29 protein-coding genes and 1 tRNA gene are annotated in these 21516 nt (G+C 58.4%); 6 read left to right on the forward strand and 24 right to left on the reverse strand.

Annotated features, from left to right (window positions below; genetic code table 11):
- Nucleotides 1–43 precede the first annotated feature (43 nt).
- Nucleotides 44–1642 (reverse strand): AMP-binding protein, encoded by a 1599-nt coding sequence (locus AC2I9W_RS14055; RefSeq protein WP_486410565.1) that lies wholly within the window; start codon nt 1640–1642, stop codon nt 44–46.
- Nucleotides 1643–1807: 165 nt separating this feature from the next.
- On the opposite strand from AC2I9W_RS14055, the gene AC2I9W_RS14060 reads away from it, so the two are divergent.
- Complete coding sequence (locus AC2I9W_RS14060; RefSeq protein ID WP_486410566.1) at nt 1808–2596, forward strand: TetR/AcrR family transcriptional regulator; 789 nt, start codon at nt 1808–1810, stop codon at nt 2594–2596.
- Between the two features lie 40 nt (nt 2597–2636).
- Nucleotides 2637–3896 carry a branched-chain amino acid ABC transporter substrate-binding protein gene (locus AC2I9W_RS14065; protein ID WP_486410567.1) on the forward strand — a complete coding sequence of 420 codons (1260 nt, stop codon included), beginning with the start codon at nt 2637–2639 and terminating at the stop codon, nt 3894–3896.
- A gap of 153 nt (nt 3897–4049) precedes the next feature.
- Here the strand turns inward: AC2I9W_RS14065 and AC2I9W_RS14070 are convergent, their stop codons facing one another.
- The gene (locus AC2I9W_RS14070) at nt 4050–4781 is read right to left on the reverse strand and encodes a YggS family pyridoxal phosphate-dependent enzyme (protein ID WP_486410568.1); all 732 of its coding nucleotides are present in this window, start codon (nt 4779–4781) and stop codon (nt 4050–4052) included.
- Between the two features lie 37 nt (nt 4782–4818).
- On the opposite strand from AC2I9W_RS14070, the gene AC2I9W_RS14075 reads away from it, so the two are divergent.
- From AC2I9W_RS14075 to AC2I9W_RS14085, 3 genes are all read left to right on the forward strand, one after another.
- Entirely contained in the window at nt 4819–5862 is a 1044-nt protein-coding gene (locus AC2I9W_RS14075; protein ID WP_158393875.1) for a type IV pilus twitching motility protein PilT, read from the forward strand.
- 148 nt (nt 5863–6010) lie between these two features.
- Nucleotides 6011–7147 carry a PilT/PilU family type 4a pilus ATPase gene (locus tag AC2I9W_RS14080; RefSeq protein ID WP_486410569.1) on the forward strand — a complete coding sequence of 379 codons (1137 nt, stop codon included), beginning with the start codon at nt 6011–6013 and terminating at the stop codon, nt 7145–7147.
- Between the two features lie 18 nt (nt 7148–7165).
- Nucleotides 7166–8077: an NAD(P)-dependent oxidoreductase gene (locus tag AC2I9W_RS14085; protein WP_486410570.1), complete on the forward strand. Its 912-nt coding sequence runs from the start codon at nt 7166–7168 to the stop codon at nt 8075–8077.
- 89 nt (nt 8078–8166) lie between these two features.
- On the opposite strand, the gene AC2I9W_RS14090 is transcribed toward AC2I9W_RS14085, so the two are convergent.
- The 3 genes from AC2I9W_RS14090 to AC2I9W_RS14100 all read right to left on the reverse strand — a co-directional run bounded on the left by AC2I9W_RS14090 (nt 8167) and on the right by AC2I9W_RS14100 (nt 9917).
- Nucleotides 8167–8820, reverse strand: a complete 654-nt coding sequence (locus tag AC2I9W_RS14090; RefSeq protein ID WP_486410571.1) for a BON domain-containing protein — start codon at nt 8818–8820, stop codon at nt 8167–8169.
- On the reverse strand, nt 8817–9425 hold the full coding sequence (locus AC2I9W_RS14095) for an SIS domain-containing protein (RefSeq protein WP_158393879.1): 609 nt from the start codon (nt 9423–9425) through the stop codon (nt 8817–8819). Before AC2I9W_RS14095 ends, AC2I9W_RS14090 begins: the two co-directional genes overlap by 4 nt.
- A gap of 90 nt (nt 9426–9515) precedes the next feature.
- On the reverse strand, nt 9516–9917 hold the full coding sequence (locus tag AC2I9W_RS14100) for a YraN family protein (protein ID WP_486410572.1): 402 nt from the start codon (nt 9915–9917) through the stop codon (nt 9516–9518).
- Here AC2I9W_RS14100 and rsmI point away from each other — a divergent pair.
- A complete protein-coding gene (gene rsmI, locus AC2I9W_RS14105) occupies nt 9917–10840 on the forward strand; it encodes a 16S rRNA (cytidine(1402)-2'-O)-methyltransferase (protein WP_486410573.1) in 924 nt (307 codons plus the stop codon). The two genes, AC2I9W_RS14100 and rsmI, sit on opposite strands and share 1 nt — an antisense overlap.
- A 68-nt stretch (nt 10841–10908) precedes the next feature.
- Here the strand turns inward: rsmI and AC2I9W_RS14110 are convergent, their stop codons facing one another.
- From AC2I9W_RS14110 to rplN, 19 genes are all read right to left on the reverse strand, one after another.
- Complete coding sequence (locus AC2I9W_RS14110) at nt 10909–12162, reverse strand: Hsp70 family protein (RefSeq protein ID WP_486410574.1); 1254 nt, start codon at nt 12160–12162, stop codon at nt 10909–10911.
- A gap of 215 nt (nt 12163–12377) precedes the next feature.
- Nucleotides 12378–12454, reverse strand: a tRNA-Met gene (locus AC2I9W_RS14115).
- 40 nt (nt 12455–12494) lie between these two features.
- The gene (rplQ, locus tag AC2I9W_RS14120) at nt 12495–12875 is read right to left on the reverse strand and encodes a 50S ribosomal protein L17 (RefSeq protein WP_486410575.1); all 381 of its coding nucleotides are present in this window, start codon (nt 12873–12875) and stop codon (nt 12495–12497) included.
- 128 nt (nt 12876–13003) lie between these two features.
- Nucleotides 13004–14002: a DNA-directed RNA polymerase subunit alpha gene (locus AC2I9W_RS14125; protein ID WP_158393884.1), complete on the reverse strand. Its 999-nt coding sequence runs from the start codon at nt 14000–14002 to the stop codon at nt 13004–13006.
- 112 nt (nt 14003–14114) lie between these two features.
- The gene (gene rpsD, locus AC2I9W_RS14130; RefSeq protein WP_158393885.1) at nt 14115–14738 is read right to left on the reverse strand and encodes a 30S ribosomal protein S4; all 624 of its coding nucleotides are present in this window, start codon (nt 14736–14738) and stop codon (nt 14115–14117) included.
- A gap of 88 nt (nt 14739–14826) precedes the next feature.
- Nucleotides 14827–15228 (reverse strand): 30S ribosomal protein S11, encoded by a 402-nt coding sequence (gene rpsK, locus AC2I9W_RS14135; RefSeq protein WP_158393886.1) that lies wholly within the window; start codon nt 15226–15228, stop codon nt 14827–14829.
- 17 nt (nt 15229–15245) lie between these two features.
- The gene (rpsM, locus tag AC2I9W_RS14140; RefSeq protein WP_158393887.1) at nt 15246–15611 is read right to left on the reverse strand and encodes a 30S ribosomal protein S13; all 366 of its coding nucleotides are present in this window, start codon (nt 15609–15611) and stop codon (nt 15246–15248) included.
- A 22-nt stretch (nt 15612–15633) separates the two neighbouring features.
- Entirely contained in the window at nt 15634–15747 is a 114-nt protein-coding gene (rpmJ, locus tag AC2I9W_RS14145; protein WP_003050535.1) for a 50S ribosomal protein L36, read from the reverse strand.
- A gap of 118 nt (nt 15748–15865) precedes the next feature.
- Nucleotides 15866–17179 (reverse strand): preprotein translocase subunit SecY, encoded by a 1314-nt coding sequence (gene secY / locus AC2I9W_RS14150; RefSeq protein ID WP_486410576.1) that lies wholly within the window; start codon nt 17177–17179, stop codon nt 15866–15868.
- Nucleotides 17180–17203: 24 nt separating this feature from the next.
- Entirely contained in the window at nt 17204–17635 is a 432-nt protein-coding gene (gene rplO, locus AC2I9W_RS14155) for a 50S ribosomal protein L15 (RefSeq protein ID WP_158393889.1), read from the reverse strand.
- An 11-nt stretch (nt 17636–17646) separates the two neighbouring features.
- Nucleotides 17647–17829 (reverse strand): 50S ribosomal protein L30, encoded by a 183-nt coding sequence (gene rpmD / locus AC2I9W_RS14160; protein WP_003050517.1) that lies wholly within the window; start codon nt 17827–17829, stop codon nt 17647–17649.
- 14 nt (nt 17830–17843) lie between these two features.
- Entirely contained in the window at nt 17844–18365 is a 522-nt protein-coding gene (gene rpsE, locus AC2I9W_RS14165; protein ID WP_486410577.1) for a 30S ribosomal protein S5, read from the reverse strand.
- Between the two features lie 15 nt (nt 18366–18380).
- Nucleotides 18381–18746 carry a 50S ribosomal protein L18 gene (rplR, locus tag AC2I9W_RS14170; protein WP_158393890.1) on the reverse strand — a complete coding sequence of 122 codons (366 nt, stop codon included), beginning with the start codon at nt 18744–18746 and terminating at the stop codon, nt 18381–18383.
- Nucleotides 18747–18757: 11 nt separating this feature from the next.
- Nucleotides 18758–19291 (reverse strand): 50S ribosomal protein L6, encoded by a 534-nt coding sequence (gene rplF / locus AC2I9W_RS14175; protein WP_486410578.1) that lies wholly within the window; start codon nt 19289–19291, stop codon nt 18758–18760.
- A gap of 25 nt (nt 19292–19316) precedes the next feature.
- Nucleotides 19317–19712 carry a 30S ribosomal protein S8 gene (gene rpsH / locus AC2I9W_RS14180; protein ID WP_158393892.1) on the reverse strand — a complete coding sequence of 132 codons (396 nt, stop codon included), beginning with the start codon at nt 19710–19712 and terminating at the stop codon, nt 19317–19319.
- Between the two features lie 20 nt (nt 19713–19732).
- Complete coding sequence (rpsN, locus tag AC2I9W_RS14185; RefSeq protein ID WP_158393893.1) at nt 19733–20038, reverse strand: 30S ribosomal protein S14; 306 nt, start codon at nt 20036–20038, stop codon at nt 19733–19735.
- Nucleotides 20039–20046: 8 nt separating this feature from the next.
- Nucleotides 20047–20586 (reverse strand): 50S ribosomal protein L5, encoded by a 540-nt coding sequence (gene rplE, locus AC2I9W_RS14190; protein ID WP_003050507.1) that lies wholly within the window; start codon nt 20584–20586, stop codon nt 20047–20049.
- A gap of 10 nt (nt 20587–20596) precedes the next feature.
- A complete protein-coding gene (rplX, locus tag AC2I9W_RS14195) occupies nt 20597–20914 on the reverse strand; it encodes a 50S ribosomal protein L24 (protein WP_486410579.1) in 318 nt (105 codons plus the stop codon).
- A gap of 12 nt (nt 20915–20926) precedes the next feature.
- Nucleotides 20927–21295, reverse strand: a complete 369-nt coding sequence (gene rplN / locus AC2I9W_RS14200; protein WP_027016133.1) for a 50S ribosomal protein L14 — start codon at nt 21293–21295, stop codon at nt 20927–20929.
- Between the last annotated feature and the right edge of the window lie 221 nt (nt 21296–21516).

Raw genomic sequence — 21516 nt, forward strand, 5'->3', positions numbered from 1 at the left:
TTGCGCTTTCTGTTAAATGGTTTCAGGCCTTTTTTCCTAAATCTCAGGGAATATCCTTGAGCAGGCGGCGCAGCACTTTGCCCGCGCCCGTGGCTGGCAGCGCATCGATAAAACGCAGCTCGCGCGGTACCTTGTACGTGGCCATATGCTCCTTGCACCAGACCAGCAGCGCATCGGCATCCACGCTCTGCCCGCTCTTGCAGACGATGAAGGCGCGCACCACCTCGCCTTTTTGCGCATCGGGCACGCCAATCACCGCTGCCTGCGCAACAGCCGGGTGCTTGATCAGAATAGTTTCGACCTCTTCGGGAAAGACGCTGTAGCCCGAGACCTTGATCATTTCCTTGAAGCGGCCGATGAAGGTCAGATAGCCGTCTGCATCGAACTTGCCCATATCGCCGGTGTATACCCAGCCGTCCTTGAGCGTCTTGGCCGTGGCCTCGGGCTTGTTCCAGTAGCCCTTGAAGTTGCCGGGGCCGCGAATGATGATTTCGCCCACCTCGCCCGCTGCCAGAGGCGCACCAGTTTCGGGGTCGATCACACGGATTTCGTTGCCCGGCACGGGCTTGCCATGCGTGCCCCAGCGGATGGCATCGCCGGGCATGAAGGTATCCATGGTGTGGGTTTCGGACAGGCCATAGGAGGCCTCGCTGGAGATGGCATTGGGTGCAAATTTGCGCCACTGCGTGGCCAGCTCCTCGGTGTAGGCAATGCCAAAGCTGGTGACGGTGTTGCGCCGCAGCGCGCTGAAGTCCATCTTCTCCACACCCGGCAACTGCATCAGCGCCACATTCATGGGCGCGATGCTGTACCACCAGCTCACGCGGTAGCGCTCCATGGCCTGCGCCACCGCCATCGGGTCAAAGCGGTGCAGCAGCACACAGGTCGCCCCCGAATGCACGGGCATGTTCACCCCCATGGACATGCCGGCAATGTGATAGAGCGGCGCCACGGCCAGCAGCACATCCTGATCGGTCACGCCGGTGCAGTCCGAAGCCCCCGCCGTCTTGCTCGCCGCGCTGCCGTAGCTCAGCATCGCGCCCTTGGGCAAACCGGTCGTGCCTGAGGTGTAGGTCATCAGCGCCACATCATCCATGCCCACATCCACGGGCTGGGGCTTGGCACCGCTGTGCATCAGATCCCAGAACGCCGTCACATTTTCAGGCAATGGCTGGTCGGGGATTTGCAGCTCTGGCGGCAGCGGCAGTGTGGGCGCTTGCGGCAGCCAGTCGCTATAGCGCACCGCCAGCACATGTTGCAGCGCCGTGCGGCTGCGCACCTTGTTCACCACAGGAAGCAGCACATCGGCTGCAATGATGATTTTTGCCTGCAGATCATTGAGCTGGTACTCCAGCTCGTGCTCTTTGTTCAGCGGCCCGCAAGGGCAGACGATGGCCCCTATTTTCTGCACCGCGTAATGCGCCACGATGTACTGCGGGCAGTTGTTCATGAACAGTGCCACCGGCTCGCCGGGCTTGACATCCAGTTGCTGCAAATAGGCCGCGACTGCATCACTGGCCTCATCCATCTGGCGCCAGCTGATGTGCTGCCCGTACCAGATATAAGCGTCGCGCTCGGGATGCTTGCGAGCATTGCGGCGCAAGGCCTCATGCAAGGGAATGAGGGTCTCGGATTCAGCCATGGTTGTCTCCTGGGAGTCTCGTGAAAACCAAGCACTGGAGCCACTTTGCGGGCTTTCTCAGGGATTGCCTTAGGGCAATCTGCAGCTCGGTGTCTTGCCAATGTATACCTGCGGGTAGAACAATGCTACCCATTGGTATAACGAATGCGACACACGCAAACCCTCATGTCTGCCACGCCCAGAAAGACGAGCAAAAAACCGGCTGCACCGGTCGCCCCGCGAGGTCGCCAGCGCCTGCCCACTGCCGGCTCCGACGAGAAACGCGAGCGCATTCTCAAAGCCGCCGAGGCCTTATTTGACCGCTACGGCTATGCCAACACCACCATCGAACAGATCGTGCAGGCGCTGGGCGTGACCAAGCCTTTCGTCTACTACTACTTTCGCAACAAGCAGGAGATTTTCGAGACCCTGTGCTGGGCACCTACCGAAGCCTGCTTCACGGTGCTGGACTTCGCGGCCGACGACCCGCGCCCCGCGCATGAGAAAGCCGTTGACGGCCTGCAGCGCCTGATTGCAGCCACCATTGCGCACTACCCGGCGGGCTTCTTTCCATACCGCGAACCACAGGCCTTCAGCCCCGCTTATCTCAAGGCCTCGCGCCATGTGGCCCAGCAGTTTTACAAACAGTTCTGCGCCCTGCTCGACGAAGGCCGCGCCAGCGGACATTTTGATTTTCGTGACACCCGCATCACCGCCCAGGCGGCCTGCAGCCTGCCCGGCTTTCTCTACAACTGGTACCAACCCGGCGGCAAGCTGGGACCCGCCGAGATGGTGGTGGAGCTGACCGATCTGGCCTCACGCGTGCTGGGCCTGCGTATTCAACCCACCCGTCCCTCTGCACCCCGCAAGCGCGCCGCCAAGGCCGTGGCCGCACAGTCTTTCGCGTCAGAAGAGTCCCCTCCTCCTACCAAGCGCCGCAAGAGCGCCCCATCCACCCGCAGCGCCACCACATAAGAGTTGAAACAGCCGAGCTGCCATTCCCTGGAGACAAACCATGTCCGTTCGTTTTTCAGCCATTGCACTGGCTGCCAGCCTTTGTACCGGTCTGTACGCTGGCGCCGCATTCGCCCAGACGCCAGAGCCGTTCAAGATCGCCTTCATAGATCCGCTTTCCGGCCCGTTTGCCAACGTGGGCGAGCTGATGCGCAACCATGTGCTCTACGCCGTCGATGATGTGAATGCCAAAGGCAGTCTCTACAACGGCGCCAAGTTTCAGCTGCTGCAGTTCGACAGCAAACTCTCGGCTCAGGAAAGCCAGAGCGCGTTGCAAGCGGCCATTGATCAGGGAGCACGCGTGGTGGTGACGGGAGGCTCTGGCTCATCGGTCGTCACGGCCCTGGTGCAATCGGCAACGCGCTACAACCAGCGCAATCCGGGCAAGGAAGTGCTGATACTCAACCACAGCTCCATCGACCCCGAGCTGACGGGAAAAGCCTGCAGCTTCTGGCATTTCATGTTCGATGCGAACACGGCCATGCGCATGCAGGCCGTTGCGAACTACATCCAGACCCAGCCCGAAATCAAGAAAGTCTTTTTGCTCAACCAGGACTATGCCCACGGCAAGCAATGGGCCAGTTTCGGGCGCAGCATGGTGAGCAAGGCCAGGCCGGATATTCAGTTCGTGGGCGAGACCCTGCACCCCATGGGGCGCATCAAGGACTTCGCGCCCTATGTCTCCAAGATGAAAGAGGTGGGCACGGACTCGGTGATCACCGGCAACTGGGGGCAGGACCTGGCACTGCTGCTCAAATCCGCTGGTGACTCAGGCTACAGCCTGCGCTACTTCAACCATAGTGCAGGCGGCATGCCAGGCACGGTGACGGCCATCTCGCAAGCCAAGATCGGCCAGGTCACCTGGGTGGCCGAATGGCACCCCGGCATGGCAGATCGCCCGCAGGCCGATGCCCGCGCCCGAGAATACAAAGCCAAGATGGGCCAGGACTTTCTGTCTCCCCGCATGGACCTGGTGCCGCGCATGCTGGCTGCCGCCATGGCCAAAGCCCAATCCACCGAACCCGTGAAAATTGCCAAGGCCATGGAGGACATGCAGATGGACACCATCTTCGGCCCCGTCAAGATGCGCGGCAAAGACCACCAGTTGCTGCTACCCCAGGTCGTCAACACCATCGCCCCCGTGGATGGCAAAGCCGTCAAGGCGGGCTGGGAAGGGACGAACTACGGCTTCAGAACCGATGCCGTCTATTCAGCCCAACAGGTTGAGCTGCCGAGCGAATGCCAGATGAAACGGCCTTGAGCGAAGCTGCGACACAGCCGCTAACGCTAATACCGGCGCGGCCCAAGTCAGAAACGCCGAGCAAGGGCCGCCCCGCAGGGAGGGCGTTGTCCCCCTCCCGCGAAGCGAGAGAGGGGGAAGCCGCGCAGCGGCTCAGGGGGGTCTTCAAGTTCTTCAGGGAGTGGGCGTACCGTAGGTCCGCCTTCCAAATATTCCACTGCCCACACGCACCATGGTGCTGCCCGCTGCCACGGCGGCTTCCAGATCACCCGTCATACCCATGGACAGGGTGTCAAACTGCTCCAGTCCCGGCAAGGCGCTGTCTTTAATGGCATCAAAAAGGGCTGCAGCCCTTTTATGGACTTCGCATTGCGCTGCAAAATCAGGAGTATCGTCAGGAATGCTCATGATGCCGCGCAGCACCAGATTGGGAAGCTTGGTAATAGCCTCGGCCAGCGCCAGCGCGTCCTGCGGCATCACACCGGACTTGGTCTTGCCGCCATCCACATTGACTTGAATGCAGACATTGAGCGGCCCCATACCGGCCGGGCGCTGGGCAGACAGGCGCTCGGCAATCTTGAGCCGGTCCACGGTCTGGGCCCAGTCAAAGTGCTCGGCCACCAGCTTGGTCTTGTTGCTCTGGATCGGTCCTATGCAATGCCATTGCAGCGCCTCGCCACCGGGCAGTGCCATGGCGCGCACCGCGGCAATCTTTTCCACCGCCTCCTGGATATAGTTCTCGCCAAAGCTGCGCTGACCGGCCAGCACGGCTTCGCGCACGACTTCTGCGCCAAAGGTCTTGGAGACCGCCAGCAGTTGCACCGATGTCACGGCCCGGTTTGCCTGAGCGCAAGCCGCAGCCATACGGGCGTGAATCTGCCCCAGATTGTTTGCAATCGTCGTCATAATTGGCGCCAGAGTATCAAACCAGAGAGGGTTCTCCGTGGATATCACGCAATTGCTGGCTTTCAGTGTCAAGAACAAGGCTTCGGACTTGCATTTGTCTGCAGGACTGCCACCCATGATTCGTGTGCACGGCGATGTGCGCCGCATCAACATCGACCCTCTGGATCACAAGACGGTTCATGCCATGGTGTACGACATCATGAGTGATGCCCAGCGCAAGCAGTACGAAGAGTTTCTGGAAGTGGACTTCTCCTTCGAGATCGAAGGTCTGGCCCGTTTCCGTGTCAACGCCTTCAACCAAAACCGCGGCTCGGCGGCGGTGTTTCGTACCATTCCCAGCAAGATTCTGACGTTGGAGCAGCTCAACGCACCCAAGATTTTTGGTGAACTGGCGCTCAAGCCACGCGGTCTGGTGCTGGTGACGGGGCCTACGGGTTCGGGCAAGTCCACCACGCTGGCTGCCATGGTCAACTACCTCAACGAGACCGAGTACGGCCACATTCTGACGGTGGAAGACCCCATCGAATTCGTGCACGAGTCCAAGAAGTGCCTGATCAACCAGCGCGAAGTCGGCCCCATGACACTGTCGTTCGCTGCCGCACTGAAGTCTGCTTTGCGTGAAGACCCGGACGCTATTCTGGTCGGTGAAATGCGCGACCTGGAAACCATCCGCCTGGCCATGACGGCTGCCGAAACCGGTCACCTGGTGTTTGGCACGCTGCACACCTCGTCGGCAGCCAAGACCATCGACCGTATCATCGACGTCTTTCCGGCCGAAGAAAAAGAGATGGTGCGCGCCATGCTTTCCGAGTCGCTGCAGGCCGTCATTTCACAGACGCTGTGCAAGACCAAGGACGGTCAGGGCCGTGTCGCCGCCCACGAGATCATGCTGGGCACCCCCGCTATCCGCAACCTGATCCGCGAAGCCAAGGTGGCTCAGATGTACTCCACCATTCAGACCAGCCAGAACATGGGCATGCAGACGCTGGACCAAAACTTGACGGATCTGGTGCGCCGCAACCTCATCAGCCCGGCTGAAGCACGGGCCAAGGCGAAGATTCCCGAGAACTTTCCAGGATAAACCATTACCCCCCTGAGCGGCTTTGCCGCTTCCCCCAAGGGGGACGACAGCCTTTGCTGCGGGGCGGCCCTTGCTGGCTGTCTCTCGCTTGGGTTGCGCCAGTTTTTAAGAGTGGCTCCTGCCTGGAGCCACTGCACAAGGAGTGATCATGGAACGCGATCAGGCCAGTAAATTTATCAACGATCTGCTCAAGCTAATGGTCAGCCGCAATGGCAGCGACCTGTTCATCACTGCAGATTTTCCGCCCGCCATCAAGATCGACGGCAAGGTCACCAAAGTCTCACCGCAACCCCTGAATCAGTTGCACACGCTGGCCTTGGCGCGCTCCATCATGAACGACAAGCAGATTGCCGACTTTGAGCACACCAAGGAATGCAATTTCGCCATCTCGCCTGCGGGCGTAGGCCGCTTTCGTGTCAATGCCTTTGTCCAGCAGGGCAAGGTCGGCATGGTGCTGCGGACCATTCCCACGACTTTGCCTACCATTGACAGCCTTGGCGTGCCGCAGGTACTCAAGGAAATCACCATGACCAAGCGCGGTCTGTGCATTCTGGTGGGAGCGACAGGATCGGGCAAATCCACTACCCTGGCCGCCATGGTGGACTGGCGCAATGAGCAGTCCTTTGGCCACATCATCACCGTGGAAGATCCGGTGGAATTCGTGCACCCGCACAAGAACTGCGTGGTGACACAACGCGAAGTGGGGCTGGATACCGAAAGCTGGGAAGCCGCACTCAAGAACACGCTGCGCCAGGCCCCCGATGTGATCTTGATGGGCGAAATCCGCGACCGCGAAACCATGGAGCATGCCATTGCGTTCTCGGAAACCGGTCACCTGTGTCTGGCCACGCTGCACGCCAACAGCGCCAACCAGGCCTTGGACCGCATCGTCAACTTCTTCCCCGAAGAGCGCCGCCCCCAGTTGCTGATGGATGTGTCGCTGAACCTGCGCGCCATCATCTCCCAGCGCCTGATCCCCAAGCAGGACGCCAAGGGCCGCGTGGCCGCCATTGAGGTGATGCTGAACTCCCCCTTGATTGCCGACCTGATCTTCAAGGGCGAAGTCGCCGAGATCAAGGAAATCATGAAGAAGAGCCGCAACATCGGCATGCAGACCTTTGACCAGGCGCTGTTCGACCTGTTCGAGTCCAACCTCATCACCTATGAGGACGCGCTGCGCAATGCCGACTCGGTCAACGATCTGCGCCTGCAGATCAAACTCAACAGCCAGCGTGCCCGCACGCTGGATCTGGCAGCCGGCACTGAACACCTGACGATCGTTTAACTCGCTTTCAAGGATTTCATGAGCACAGCCACCATCGCCTCTCGTAGCTACGAGCCCGTCACCTCCACACCTGTTGCCTTTCTGGGCTTGGGCGTCATGGGCGCCCCCATGGCTGGACACCTGGCGGCTGCCGGCCACTCTGTCACCGTCTACAACCGCACATCTGCCAAGGCCCAGGCCTGGGCAGAGGAGTTTCAGGGCTGCCGCCACGCACCAACGCCCCGCGAGGCCGTCAAGGGCGCACGCATGGTGTTTTGCTGCGTGGGCAATGACGACGACCTGCGATCTGTGGTCCTCGGCACTGACGGTGCTTTTGCTGGCATGGAGCCGGGCAGCATTTTTGTGGACCACACCACCGCCTCCGCCCAGGTGGCGCGTGAGCTATATGTCGAAGCCCAAAAGCAGGGCCTGCACTTTATCGATGCCCCGGTTTCCGGTGGTCAGGCAGGCGCAGTCAACGGCCAGCTCACCGTGATGTGCGGTGGCGACCAGGCGGTGTTCGATCAAGTGGTCCCTATAGCCAATGCCTTTTCTCGCGCCATCACCTATATGGGAGAAAGCGGCAGTGGGCAGTTGACCAAGATGGTCAATCAAATCTGCATTGCAGGCCTAGTACAAGGCCTGTCGGAGGCCGTAGCCTTTGGCCTGCGTGCCAATCTTGATGTAGAGAAGGTGCTGGATGTGATTGGCAAGGGAGCCGCTCAAAGCTGGCAGCTGGACAACCGCGGCAAAACCATGGCGGTGGGCAAGTTTGACTTTGGCTTTGCCGTGGACTGGATGCGCAAGGACCTGAGCTTGGTGCTGACCGAAGCACAGCGCAACGGAGCACGCTTGCCCGTCACAGCACTGGTCGATCAGTTCTATGCCGACATACAGGCCATGGGCGGCAATCGCTGGGATACATCCAGCCTCATACAGCGCCTTCGCTGAAGCGCCACAGCGCCTAGCCTAGTGCTAGGCTTGACCATAAAAAACCGGACTGAATGGAGTCCGGTTTTTTGATTTGCACAAGAGCGAGCTTAATTACTGATGGTCTTGTCTTCTGTCACCGGTGCTGGCTGGGGGCTCATGGCTGCCAGCTCCTCTTCAGAGATGACATCAAACACACGCACCACCTTGGCCACGTCATTGACGCCACGCGCAATCTCGGCAGCACGCTTGGACTCACGCGGCGTGACGATGCCCATCAGATAAACCACATTGTTTTCGGTCACGACCTTGATCGCAGACGCGGAAATATCTTTAGCGTTGACCAGACTGGCCTTGACCTTGGTGGTGATCAGCGAATCCTGCGAACGCTGGCCCAGCGTGGCTGTAAACGGGGCCACTTCAATTTCGTTATAGACCTCGCGCACCTGCGACTGCTCGCGCACCAGCTTTTCAATGGTGGCCTTGTCCGTGGCATTGCCTGCCTGACCAGTCAATAACACCACGCGGTTATAGCTGGTGACAATGGCTCGGGCTTTATCACCCATCACCTCAGCGATGCGATTGCCTGCGCGTAGCTCAATCCCCTGATCTTCAACCTGGGTGCCCGTAGTGCGCCTGTCCACCGCTGACATTCCTGCCACAGCGGCGCCACCGCCTACCAGCGCGACGCAACCACTCAAAGCACCGCCCAGAGCCACCACGCTCATGGCTGCACAAGCAACACGGCTCCACTGCAATTTCATAAAGGCATCTCCTGGTCACCAAGCAGTTGAGAATCCACACCATCTGCCAGACAGTGCAGGATCAAAGTATGGGTTTCACGCACGCGCGCCGCACGGTCATGAGGCACGCAGATCAGTACATCGGTCTCGCGCACGACAGCCGCCAGGTTGCCGCCTGTACGGCCCGTCAATACAACAGCCATCATGTCCCGCTCATGAGCCGCTTCCAGTGCATCCAGCACTGCTATGTCATTTCCAGTCACGGACATGAGGAGCAGTAAATCGCCGGGCTGACCAAGGGCACGCACCTGCCTGGCCAGATACTGGCTGGCATTGCCACCGGAGCCCGTGGCCCCCACGGAGCCCAGCAGCCCGCCATCTGACGTCAGGGCCACGGCCGCCAGCTCTGGCCGATCTCGCTCAAAGCCTGCGACGCACAGGGATGCAAATAATTGGGCATCGCTGGCCGATACGCCCGCGCCGCAAGCCAGTACCTTGCCGCCGCCCGTCACGCAGGCCAGCATGGCCTGTACGGCAGAAGCAATGGGTTGGCTCAGCGCCTGGGCGGCCTGGTATTTCAGGTCGGCACTATCGATGAAATGCTGTTGGATTCGTTGCTCAAGCATGGAGGCCCGATGATACCCGCCACCTGTTATCTCTTTGGTAGCAAACCGTTATTTGCACATCAGTGTTGTGCGTCAAATGTGACGCTGTAACTACAGTGCATCAAAAGCTGCCTGAAGCCACTCCACCGACCCTTTGTCGCCCTGTGTCTGAACCAGCACCACATCAAAGCGACAGGCTGGAGGCGTAGCCCAGCGCATCAGATAATGCCTGGCGGCCAGCACAATGCGCTGCTGCTTGGCATGGCCGATGCTGCCACCGGCACCGCCAAAGCGATCGGTGTTGCGGCTGCGCACCTCGACAAACACCAAAGACCCATCGCGATCACGCAGGATCAAATCGATTTCCCCGCCGCCCCGCCCTGGCGTCCGATAATTGCGCTCGACAAGCCTCAAGCCCCGTGCCTGCAAATAGGCCAGCGCCGTATCCTCGGCCTGCTTTCCGCGTGCGGTGGTGCTTTGCGCCGGCTCAGACCGCTTTCCAAGGAAATCCATTGACTACCTCTTTTGCCTCTGCACTGACTGCCGCACATGATGCGGCTGCTTCCCAGCATTATCCGCAGGGGGCGCTCTATGTGGTGGCGACGCCCATTGGCAACCTGGCCGACATCAGCCTGCGTTCGCTGCATGTGCTGCAAATGGTGGACTGTATTGCCTGCGAAGACACGCGCCACACCCAGGGCATGCTGCGCAGCTATGGACTGGAGCGCCCCGGCAGCCAGTTGCTGGCCGTGCACCAGCACAACGAGGCCGAAGCGGCCCTGCAAGTGATAGAGCGCCTGCAGCAGGGTCAGCGCATCGCCTATGTCAGCGATGCCGGAACACCCGGCGTCAGCGACCCTGGGGCGCGCTTGTGCGCAGCGCTGCAGGCTGTTGGTTTGCGCAGCATTCCGTTGCCCGGTGCCAGCAGCGTGACCTCGGCCATCAGTGTGGCGGGTGCCATCACACCCGCTCAAGGCGAGAGCGGTTTTCTGTTTGCCGGCTTTTTGCCCACCAAGAATGCCGAGCGCCTTTCCGCTGTGCAAAAGCTGGCCGAGCAGCCTCGCTGCACCGTCTTGCTCGAAGCTCCGCACCGCATCATCGAGCTGGCGCAGGCGCTAGCCTTGCTGGGCGAACGCCAGGTCACGCTGGCACGCGAGATCACCAAGCAGTTTGAAGACATTGCCACCATGCCTGCCAGCGAACTGACGAGCTGGTTGCAGGCCTCGCCCCAGCGCGTCAAGGGCGAGTTCGCCATCGTGCTGCACCCCGTGGCCGTGCAGCAAGAATCAGGCGAAGCCGAGCGCGTGCTCAAGCTGCTGCTGGCAGAGTTACCCACCAAGACCGCCGTGAAACTGGCCGCCGAAATCACCGGAGCCAGCCGCAATACGCTGTACGACCGCGCGCTGGAGCTCAAGCGCGCTGCCGAAGACGAATAAGAATCAAAAGTGCCTGCAGCGCTTAATCAATAAGCGCTAGCAGCTCACTTTTTGATATCAATCTTTCATTAAGCGTAGGCCAGACCGGTGGCCACACCGCCAAACAAATCACCTTCCACTTGAGGCGTATCAGGGAAGGCCATCTGCAGCGCATCACGCAAGGTACGCAAGGCCGACGAGCCGCCGGTCAGATAAATCGCATCTGGCGCAGCGACGCCCGCCTGCTGCACACATTGCTGCGCGCACTCAACCACTTGCTGCAGCAAGGCTTGCAACTGTTCCTGCAAGATCAGCGGAGAGATCTCGGCGGGCAAGCCCGCCTCCAGCCAGTCCAGCGCAATAGCCGCCCCCTGATCGCCTTGCGAAGCCGCAATCTTGGCTTGCTCCACGGCATCCGCCAAACGATGACCTTCACGCCACTCCAGCACCTTCATCAAGCGCTGATGCAGCTGCAGATCGCTGTAGTCGCTCTTGAGATTGCGCGCCGCCGCCATGGACTTGGCCGTATACAGCCATTGAATCAGGTGCCAGGTGGAGAGATCAAAAAACACACTGCTGGGCACTTCACGTCCGCTGGGGCCAATGTGCTTGTAGCCCAGCAAAGGCATGACCTGAGAGACATTGAGACGGTGGTCAAAGTCCGTGCCACCAATATGCACGCCGGTGGTTGCCAGAATGTCCTGCGTACGGTCTGAATGCTGGGCCTGCTGCGGGCCCAGGCGCACCACGGTGAAGTCGGAGGTACCCCCACCAATATCCACCACCAGCACGACCTGCTCTGCACTCAGGCGCTGCTCGTAATCCAGCGCCGCTGCAATCGGCTCCAGCTGAAAGCTGACCTCACCCAGTCCTGCCGTCTTGGCAGCTGCTGCCAATGCATCCTGCGCCTGGCGGTCACGCTCGGGATGGGCATCCACAAAATGCACGGGCCGCCCCAGCACCACGCGCTGCGGCAGGTGGCCATCCAGCGCGGCACGCGACTGATCGGCAACTCGCTTGAGGAAGATGGCGATGATGTCCTGATAACTGACCAGTTGCTCATGCACCGCCGTTTTCTCCAGCAGCAAGCTGCTGCCCAGCAGACTTTTGAGCGAGCGCATCAAACGCCCCTCTTCACCCGCCAGATACTGCTGCATGGCATCGCGGCCAAAGTGCGTGCTGCGCTCTTCCGTATTGAAGAACAGCGCAGTGGGTATTCCCGTTGCAGCGCCCTCCAGTGACAGCAGTTGCGCAGTCTGGCCAGGCACACGGTATGCCGCCGCCGAGTTGGAGGTCCCGAAGTCAATGCCTAGGGTTGTGGGAACAGTCAATGCAGTTGACATGAGAGTTCAAAAATAGAAGCAGCAATCGCCTGCTGCATATTGACTTGGAAATGCTTTTATTCCCAAAGCCTTCAAGATCAAGCGCTAGCAGCTCACTTCTTTAAGTGATTGCGCCTGAAAATATGTAGCTGCTCTCGGGTTCCGCTCAACGACAAGACACTGAAACGAAGCCCCAAAACAAAAACGCCTGCTGATTTCAGCAGGCGTTTTCAATTTGGTTGCGCGAGAAGGATTTGAACCTCCGACCTTTGGGTTATGAGCCCAACGAGCTACCAGACTGCTCCATCGCGCGGTATTTCCAAATTATAGCAGGCTTTTCAACCTGCCGTGGCTTATTCAGCTGCAGCGACTTCTTCAGCGCGCTCAACCAGTTCCACATAGGCCATGGGAGCGTTGTCGCCCACGCGGAAGCCCATCTTCAGGATACGTGTGTAGCCGCCGGGACGGTTAGCGTTGCGGGGACCCAGCACGTTGAACAGCTTGGTCACGCTATCGCGGTCGCGCAGACGGTCAAAAGCCAGGCGGCGGTTAGCCACGGTGTCAACCTTGGCCAAAGTGATCATGGGCTCGATCACGCGGCGCAGTTCCTTGGCCTTGGGGACGGTAGTCTTGATGGCTTCGTGTTCGATCAGCGAATTCATCATGTTCTGCAGCATAGCCTTACGGTGTGCAGAAGTACGGTTCAGTTTGCGGAGGCCGTTGCCGTGACGCATGGTGCTTTTCCTTTGACCCTAAGGTCATTTTTTAAAATTAAATCAGACAGCCGTATCAGGTACTGCCCGAGGCACTTGAGACTTTGCTCAAGTCGAGATGACCCAAGCAAAGCCCACTATTGTAGCAATTAACGCTTTTCCAAGCCAGCTGGTGGCCAGTTTTCGAGCTTCATGCCCAGTGTCAGACCGCGAGAAGCCAGAACTTCCTTGATCTCGTTGAGCGACTTACGACCCAGGTTAGGCGTCTTGAGCAGCTCATTTTCGGTACGCTGGATGAGGTCACCGATGTAGTAGATGTTCTCTGCCTTGAGGCAGTTGGCAGAACGCACGGTGAGTTCAAGCTCGTCCACGGGACGCAGCAAGATGGGATCGAACGAAGCGGCAGCACCACGGCCACCTGCAGGAGCGTCGAACACGCTGGCGATATCGCCACCGTCCAGCTGGGCGAACACGGCCAGCTGCTCCACCAAGATCTTGGCGGATGCGCGCACTGCATCTTCAGCGGTGATAGCACCGTTGGTTTCGATTTCCAGAACCAGCTTGTCCAGGTCGGTACGCTGTTCCACACGTGCGGATTCGACAGCGTAGCTCACGCGCTTGACGGGCGAGAACGAAGCGTCGAGCACGATACGGCCGATCGACTTGGTCGACTCGTCACCGTAGCGGCGCACGTTGCCGGGCACATAGCCACGGCCTTTTTCCACCTTGATCTGCATGTCCAGCTTGCCGCCTTGCGACAGATGGGCAATCACATGATCAGGGTTGACGATTTCAACGTCGTGGGGGGTCTGGATGTCACGTGCCGTGACAACACCTTCGCCATCCTTACGCAGGCTCAGGGTGACTTCGTCACGGTTGTGCAGCTTGAACACCACACCCTTGAGGTTCAGCAGGATGTTGGTCACATCTTCCTGGACACCGTCGATAGAGGAGTACTCATGCAGCACCCCAGCAATCGTCACTTCGGTCGCTGCGTAACCCACCATGGAGGAGAGCAAAACACGGCGCAGGGCATTACCCAGCGTATGACCGTAGCCACGCTCAAACGGCTCCAGAACAACCTTGGCACGATTGTGACCAAGTTGCTCGACATTGATTGTCTTGGGCTTCAGCAAATTCGTTTGCATGCAGACTTCCTCTCAATACCCCCGGCTCGTTACACCGGTAAGGCTGGTGAAGCACCCACGGCGCGATGCCTCGCGCCGTGGGAACGGTTTACAGAAATGTCGCTGCTAAAGATTAACGCGAGTACAACTCAACGATCAGGGATTCGTTGATGTCAGCTGCGAATTCGTCGCGGTCAGGAGACTTCTTGAAAGTGCCTTCTGCCTTGTCAGCAGCCACTTCCACCCAGGCGGGGAAGCCCACTTGAGAAGCCAGTTGCAGAGCTTCGACGATACGAGCTTGCTTCTTGGACTTTTCACGCACAGCGATCACGTCGCCTTCCTTCACAGAGTAGGAAGGAATGTTCACGGATTGACCGTTCACAGTGATGGCCTTGTGCGAGACCAGCTGACGAGCTTCCGAACGTGTAGAGCCGAAGCCCATGCGGTACACCACGTTGTCCAGGCGAGTTTCCAGCAGGGACAGCAGGTTGGCACCAGTGTTGCCACGCTTGCGCTCAGCAGCTTCGAAGTAGCGGCGGAATTGCTTTTCCAGCACGCCGTACATACGCTTGACCTTCTGCTTTTCACGCAGCTGCAGACCGTAGTCAGAAGTGCGCTGACCGGAAGTGCGGCCATGCTGACCAGGCTTGGTGTCAAACTTTGCCTTGTCAGCGATGGAGCGACGGGCGCTCTTCAGGAACAGATCGGTGCCTTCGCGGCGAGAGAGCTTGGCCTTGGGGCCGATATAACGTGCCACTTGATTTCCTTTGTGTCATCTACCGTGCACAAGCACGGGAGCCGCCCGCGATGCTAATGCACCTGGGCGGCGGTGGGCTTGATAAAAATTAGATACGACGACGCTTTTGAGGGCGGCAGCCGTTGTGGGGAACCGGAGTCACATCCGAGATGGATGTGATACGGATGCCCAGAGCACCCAGAGCGCGAACCGAAGATTCACGACCAGGACCGGGACCCTTGATTTCAACTTCCAGGTTCTTGATGCCCTGTTCGATAGCAGCACGACCAGCCACTTCCGAAGCAACCTGAGCTGCAAAAGGAGTCGACTTACGCGAACCCTTGAAGCCCTGGCCACCGGACGAAGCCCACGACAGAGCATTGCCCTGGCGGTCGGTGATGGTGATGATCGTGTTGTTGAACGAAGCGTGAACGTGAGCGATGCCGTCCGAAATGTTCTTGCGAACTTTTTTGCGAACGCGTGCTGCAGCGTTGTTTTGTGCCTTAGCCATAGTGATCTCTCAATCCCTTATTTCTTCAGAGCCGCTGCACCCTTGCGCGGACCCTTGCGAGTACGAGCATTCGTGCGGGTACGTTGACCGCGCATGGGCAGACCACGACGATGACGGAAACCGCGGTAGCAGCCGATGTCCATCAAACGCTTGATGTTCATCGTGGTTTCGCGACGCAGGTCGCCTTCCAGAGTCATGGGATTCAGGAAGTCACGGATCTTTTCCAGATCAGCGTCCGTCAGGTCCTTGACCTTCTTGGAATATTCGATACCGCATGCTTCGCAAATCTTGCGAGCTGTAGTACGACCGACGCCATAGATGGCGGTCAGGCCGATTTCAGCATGCTTGTGCGGCGGGATGTTAATGCCAGCAATACGTGCCATATTAGTCCTCTAATGCTTTCAATCAACCTTGGCGCTGCTTGTGGCGCTGGTCAGTGCAGATCACGCGCACAACACCTTTGCGGCGGATGATCTTGCAGTTACGGCAGATTTTCTTGACCGAAGCCGAAACTCTCATTCTTTTCTCCTAAAACTTTCCATCCACTATCGGCCAATCGACCGGGATCAATGCCCGCGATGGCTCGATGGGCGTCTACTAACTTTTGGCAGGCTGCCCTTTCAGGGCAGCCTTGTCATCAAATACCAGCCTTAAAGTTCGCTTTTTTCAGGAGCGACTCGTATTGCTGCGACATCACGTAGTTCTGCACTTGCGCCATGAAGTCCATGGTCACCACCACAATAATCAGCAGCGATGTACCACCGAAATAGAACGGAACGTTGTACTTCAGGATAAGGAATTCGGGCAGTAAGCACACGAAGGTAATGTAGATCGCGCCAGCCAGGGTCAGGCGAACCAGAATCTTGTCAATGTAGCGGGCTGTCTGTTCGCCAGGACGGATCCCGGGGATGAAAGCACCACTCTTCTTCAGATTGTCGGCAGTTTCCCGGCTGTTAAAGACCAGGGCCGTATAGAAGAAGCAGAAGAAAATGATTGCGGCAGCATAAAGGATGACATAGATCGGCTGACCGGGGGTCAACGTACTCGCAATATCCTTCAGCCAGCGCATGGATTCTCCCGCACTGAACCAATTCACCACCGTCGCAGGCAACAAGATGATCGAGGAAGCAAAGATGGGAGGAATCACACCTGCCATGTTCAGCTTCAATGGCAAGTGCGAAGACTGACCACCGTACACCTTGTTGCCGACTTGTCGGCGTGCGTAATTCACCAAAATCTTGCGTTGACCTCGCTCGACATACACGACGAAATACGTCACGGCTGCCACAACAAGGACAATGAAGATTGCAGCCAGAATGCTCATCGCACCGGTGCGCACCAGTTCCAGCAAGCCGCCGATAGAGCTCGGCAGACCTGCGGCGATACCGCCAAAGATCAGTATCGAAATACCGTTGCCCAGACCACGTTCCGTAATCTGTTCACCGAGCCACATCAGGAAAATGGTGCCGGCCGTCAGGCTGACCACTGCCGTGAGGCGGAAGCCAAAGCCTGGGTTCAAGACCAAACCTGCAGAGCTTTCCAGTGCAACAGCAATCCCCAAGGACTGAAACAGCGCCAAGCCCAGAGTGCCGTAGCGGGTGTACTGGGTAATCTTGCGACGACCCGCTTCACCTTCCTTTTTCATCTGCTCGAATGTAGGGACCACATAGGTCATGAGCTGCATGATGATCGACGCCGAGATGTACGGCATGATCCCCAGTGCGAACACTGTGAAGCGCGAAAGCGCCCCACCCGAGAACATATTGAACAGATTGAGAATGCCGCCCTGCTGGCCAGAGAACAGCTGCTGCAGCTGCGCTGGGTCGATGCCCGGCACGGGGATATGCGCCCCGATTCGGTATACGACCAGCGCAAGCAACAGAAAAACCAGACGACGACGCAGGTCGCCGAATTTTCCAGTCTTTGCAATTTGAGCTGCGCTAGTAGCCACGGATGTCTTCTTTCAGAACTTTAATCAGGCGATGCTGCCACCGGCAGCTTCGATGGCAGCCTTGGCACCGGCAGTAGCACCGATGCCGCTCAGCTTGACAGCCTTGGTGATTTCACCGCTCTTGATGATCTTGACGACCTTAGCGATAGAACCAACCAGACCGGCTTGCTTCAGAGCAGCCAGATCGACTTCGGCCAGGCCGAGCTGTTCCAGCTCGGTCAGGGTCACTTCTGCATTGAACTTCAGCAGATGCGACTTGAAGCCACGCTTGGGCAGGCGACGCTGCAGAGGCATTTGACCGCCTTCGAAGCCCACCTTGTGGTAGCCACCCGAACGCGACTTCTGACCCTTGTGACCGCGGCCGGCAGTCTTACCCAGACCAGAACCGATACCACGACCCACGCGACGCTTGGCGTGCTTGGCGCCGTCTGCAGGCTTGATGCTATTGAGTTCCATCATCAATCCTTTCAGAGAACCTTCACCAAGTAGGCGATCTTGTTAATCATGCCGCGCACTTCAGGAGTGTCCTGCAGTTCGCTGACGCTGTTCAGCTTACGCAGACCCAGGCCACGCACAGTCGCACGGTGCGACTCTTTTGTGCCGATGGGGCTACGAACCAGCTGAATCTTGACAGTTTGTTGTGTTGTCATGTGCTGGACTCCGATCAGGCGGTGAAGAGGTCTTCAACCGACTTGCCACGCTTTGCAGCCACGTTCGCAGGGGTCGTGGAGTTCTTCAAAGCGTCGAAAGTTGCGCGAACCATGTTGTAGGGGTTCGACGAACCATGGCTCTTGGCCACGATGTCGGTGATACCCACCACTTCAAAAACAGCGCGCATAGGGCCGCCAGCGATGATGCCGGTACCCTTGGGAGCTGGGTGCAGCTCCACCTTGGCAGCGCCGTGATGGCCCTTCACCGAGTGGTGAATGGTGCCGCTCTTGAGTGCAACCTTCATCAGGTTGCGACGGCATTCTTCCATCGCTTTTTGCACAGCAGCGGGCACTTCCTTGGACTTGCCCTTACCCATGCCAACGCGACCGTCACCGTCGCCAACCACGGTCAGTGCAGCGAAGCCGAGAATACGACCGCCCTTCACAACCTTGGTGACGCGGTTCACCGCGATCATTTTTTCGCGCAGACCGTCGTCATTACCCTGGTCTTGCACTTTGGGGGAAAATTTAGCCATTTGTATCCGCTCCGCTTAGAACTGCAGGCCCGCTTCGCGAGCGGCTTCTGCCAAAGCCTTCACGCGGCCATGGTATGCAAAACCGGCGCGGTCGAAAGCCACTTTCTCAACGCCAGCAGCCTTAGCCTTCTCAGCAATACGCTTGCCGATCAGTGTGGCGGCAGCCACGTTGCCACCCTTGCCAGCGGCGCCGAGTTGCGAACGCACTTCGACTTCTGCAGTGGAGGCCGAAGCCAGCACCTTGGTGCCGTCTTCCGAAACCACGGAGGCGTAGATGTGGAGGTTGGTGCGGTTCACGCTCAGACGTGCAACGCCTTGCTGGGCAATGCGGATGCGAGTCTGACGGGCGCGACGCAGACGCTGCTCTTTCTTGTTCAACATCATGCAGCTCCTTACTTCTTCTTGGTCTCTTTGATCGTGACCTTCTCACCCGCATAGCGGATGCCCTTGCCCTTGTAAGGCTCGGGAGGACGAACGGCGCGGATCTCAGCAGCCAATTGACCGACGACTTGGCGGTCAGCACCCTTGATCACGATTTCGGTCGGAGTGGGGGTTGCGACAGTGATGCCAGCAGGCATCTCGAAGTTGACGGGGTGCGAGTAACCCACTGCCAGGTTCAGCTTGGAACCTTGTGCAGCGGCCTTGTAGCCAACGCCAATCAGCGTCAGCTTCTTCTCGAAGCCTTCAGACACGCCCTTGACCATGTTGTTGACCAACTGGCGGACAGTACCGGCCAGAGCATCAGCTTCACGGGAGTCGTTGGCGGGAGCAAAGGACAGCTTGCCGTCGTTGTTGCCGATAGTCACCAGGCCGTTCAGAGCCAGCGACAGATCGCCGCCCTTGCCCTTGACCTTGATGGATTCAGCGTTGATGGACACATCCACACCAGCGGGGATGGTCACAATAGCTTTTGCTACGCGAGACATTTCAGTATTTCTCCTTCAATGTCCGTTAGGCCACATAGCACAGCACTTCGCCGCCGATACCGGCTGCACGTGCCTTGCGGTCGGTCATCACACCCTTGGGTGTAGTGACGATGGCCACACCCAGGCCGTTTTGGACCTGAGGGATTGCGTGACGACCCTTGTAAACACGCAGGCCAGGACGGCTAACGCGTTCGATACGCTCGATCACAGGCTGACCGGCGTAGTACTTCAGGGTAATTTCGAGTTCGGACTTGCCACCTTCGGTCTTGACTTCAAAACCGTCGATATAGCCTTCTTCCTTCAGCACTTGTGCGATGGCAACCTTCACCTTGGAGGAAGGAGCCGACACAGTGGCCTTGGAGACCATTTGTGCGTTGCGGATGCGTGTCAGCAAGTCAGCGATGGGATCACTCATGCTCATGTTTAATCTCTCCTGCTTGCTTACCAGCTGGCCTTGGTGACACCGGGGATGTCGCCAGCAAAAGCCAGTTCACGGATCTTTGCACGACCCAGACCGAATTGGCGGAAAGTACCGCGAGGACGGCCAGTGATCTCGCAACGTGCACGTTGACGAGTGGGGTTCGAGTTACGGGGCAGCTTTTGCAGGCCCAGGCGAGCGGCATCACGCTCCTCGTCGGAACGCTTTGCGTCGCCGGCGATTGCCTTCAGTTCTGCATACTTGGCAGCATACTTGGCTGCCAGCTTTTCGCGCTTGATTTCGCGCTGAATCATTGCTACTTTAGCCATGCGCCACCTCAGTTCTTGAAGGGGAATTTGAAAGCGGCGAGCAGTGCCTTGCACTCTTCGTCGTTCTTCGCTGTTGTCGTGATGCTGATGTTCAGACCACGCAGAGCGTCCACCTTGTCGTACTCGATTTCGGGGAAGATGATTTGTTCTTTGACGCCAACGTTGTAGTTGCCGCGACCATCGAACGAACGGCCCGAGATACCACGGAAGTCACGCACGCGGGGCAGAGCCACGGTCACGAAACGGTCCAGGAATTCGTACATCTGAACGCCACGCAGGGTCACCATGCAGCCAATAGCTTGGCCTTCGCGGATCTTGAAACCAGCGATAGCCTTCTTGGCCTTGGTCACCACAGGCTTCTGACCAGCAATCTTGGTCAGGTCAGCCACGGCGTTGTCCATCACCTTCTTGTCGGCCACGGCTTCGCTCACACCCATGTTCAGAGTGATCTTGGTCAGACGGGGCACTTCCATAGCGGAGGTGTAGCCGAACTTTTCTTTCAGTTCAGCCGCGATCTTTTCGCGATAGAGTTTTTGCAGTCGTGCCATGTGTTACTCCTTAGGCGGCGATTTCAGCGCCATTGGACTTGAACACGCGAACACGTGTGCCGTCGGCGTTCACCTTGATGCCCACGCGATCGGCCTTACCGGTCGCTGCATTGAAGATAGCCACGTTGGATTGGTGGATAGGCATGGCCTTTTCCACGATGCCGCCGGTGGTGCCCTTCATGGGGTTAGGCTTGGTGTGCTTCTTGACCAGGTTGATACCTTCCACGACAACGTGGGAGTCATCCTTGCGCAGAGAAACAATGCCACGCTTACCCTTGTCACGGCCGGTCAGCACGATAACTTCGTCGCCCTTGCGAATCTTGTTCATGGTGCTATTCCTTTAGAGAACTTCAGGGGCCAGCGACACGATCTTCATGAACTTTTCAGTACGCAGTTCACGAGTCACGGGGCCAAAGATGCGGGTGCCGATAGGCTCCAGCTTGGCATTCAGCAGCACGGCGGCATTGCCGTCGAACTTCACGAGCGAACCGTCTGCACGACGGATGCCCTTGGCGGTGCGCACCACCACAGCACTGTAGACCTCGCCTTTTTTGACGCGACCACGAGGAGCTGCTTCCTTGACGCTCACCTTGATGATGTCGCCAACACTTGCGTAGCGGCGATGAGAACCACCCAGCACCTTAATGCACTGGACAGACTTCGCGCCGGTGTTGTCGGCAACCTCTAACCGAGATTCTGTTTGGATCATTTCAATATTCCCAACTTGCTCCAGCAGACCCGGACAGCCCCAGAGAACTTCTCAAGGGCCGAACGAGCAGCCGGTCAGTCTTGGGCCCGTCGTCCACCTCCCGGACCATTCCGGAGGGCTTCCCGCTGGGCAGAAAGTTCCACGCTTTTACACGTGAAGCAGGAGAGTATCGCAGGAATTCCTTTGTGCGTCAAGCGCTTAGCCTGCAATAACCGCACTGA

It is taken from the genome of Comamonas sp. FUJ_7, from assembly GCF_057369555.1.

Bases quoted from the DNA above. Each gene is read 5' to 3' on its own strand.
- AC2I9W_RS14055 (WP_486410565.1), bottom strand. From the start codon at position 1,642: ATGGCTGAATCCGAGACCCTCATTCCCTTGCATGAGGCCTTGCGCCGC.
- AC2I9W_RS14060 (WP_486410566.1), top strand. From the start codon at position 1,808: ATGTCTGCCACGCCCAGAAAGACGAGCAAAAAACCGGCTGCACCGGTC.
- AC2I9W_RS14065 (WP_486410567.1), top strand. From the start codon at position 2,637: ATGTCCGTTCGTTTTTCAGCCATTGCACTGGCTGCCAGCCTTTGTACC.
- AC2I9W_RS14070 (WP_486410568.1), bottom strand. From the start codon at position 4,781: ATGACGACGATTGCAAACAATCTGGGGCAGATTCACGCCCGTATGGCT.
- AC2I9W_RS14080 (WP_486410569.1), top strand. From the start codon at position 6,011: ATGGAACGCGATCAGGCCAGTAAATTTATCAACGATCTGCTCAAGCTA.
- AC2I9W_RS14085 (WP_486410570.1), top strand. From the start codon at position 7,166: ATGAGCACAGCCACCATCGCCTCTCGTAGCTACGAGCCCGTCACCTCC.
- AC2I9W_RS14090 (WP_486410571.1), bottom strand. From the start codon at position 8,820: ATGAAATTGCAGTGGAGCCGTGTTGCTTGTGCAGCCATGAGCGTGGTG.
- AC2I9W_RS14095 (WP_158393879.1), bottom strand. From the start codon at position 9,425: ATGCTTGAGCAACGAATCCAACAGCATTTCATCGATAGTGCCGACCTG.
- AC2I9W_RS14100 (WP_486410572.1), bottom strand. From the start codon at position 9,917: ATGGATTTCCTTGGAAAGCGGTCTGAGCCGGCGCAAAGCACCACCGCA.
- AC2I9W_RS14110 (WP_486410574.1), bottom strand. From the start codon at position 12,162: ATGTCAACTGCATTGACTGTTCCCACAACCCTAGGCATTGACTTCGGG.
- rplQ (WP_486410575.1), bottom strand. From the start codon at position 12,875: ATGCGTCACGGCAACGGCCTCCGCAAACTGAACCGTACTTCTGCACAC.
- AC2I9W_RS14125 (WP_158393884.1), bottom strand. From the start codon at position 14,002: ATGCAAACGAATTTGCTGAAGCCCAAGACAATCAATGTCGAGCAACTT.
- rpsK (WP_158393886.1), bottom strand. From the start codon at position 15,228: ATGGCTAAGGCACAAAACAACGCTGCAGCACGCGTTCGCAAAAAAGTT.
- rpsM (WP_158393887.1), bottom strand. From the start codon at position 15,611: ATGGCACGTATTGCTGGCATTAACATCCCGCCGCACAAGCATGCTGAA.
- rpmJ (WP_003050535.1), bottom strand. From the start codon at position 15,747: ATGAGAGTTTCGGCTTCGGTCAAGAAAATCTGCCGTAACTGCAAGATC.
- rplO (WP_158393889.1), bottom strand. From the start codon at position 17,635: ATGGAACTCAATAGCATCAAGCCTGCAGACGGCGCCAAGCACGCCAAG.
- rpmD (WP_003050517.1), bottom strand. From the start codon at position 17,829: ATGACAACACAACAAACTGTCAAGATTCAGCTGGTTCGTAGCCCCATC.
- rpsE (WP_486410577.1), bottom strand. From the start codon at position 18,365: ATGGCTAAATTTTCCCCCAAAGTGCAAGACCAGGGTAATGACGACGGT.
- rplR (WP_158393890.1), bottom strand. From the start codon at position 18,746: ATGTTGAACAAGAAAGAGCAGCGTCTGCGTCGCGCCCGTCAGACTCGC.
- rplF (WP_486410578.1), bottom strand. From the start codon at position 19,291: ATGTCTCGCGTAGCAAAAGCTATTGTGACCATCCCCGCTGGTGTGGAT.
- rpsH (WP_158393892.1), bottom strand. From the start codon at position 19,712: ATGAGCATGAGTGATCCCATCGCTGACTTGCTGACACGCATCCGCAAC.
- rpsN (WP_158393893.1), bottom strand. From the start codon at position 20,038: ATGGCTAAAGTAGCAATGATTCAGCGCGAAATCAAGCGCGAAAAGCTG.
- rplE (WP_003050507.1), bottom strand. From the start codon at position 20,586: ATGGCACGACTGCAAAAACTCTATCGCGAAAAGATCGCGGCTGAACTG.
- rplX (WP_486410579.1), bottom strand. From the start codon at position 20,914: ATGAACAAGATTCGCAAGGGCGACGAAGTTATCGTGCTGACCGGCCGT.
- rplN (WP_027016133.1), bottom strand. From the start codon at position 21,295: ATGATCCAAACAGAATCTCGGTTAGAGGTTGCCGACAACACCGGCGCG.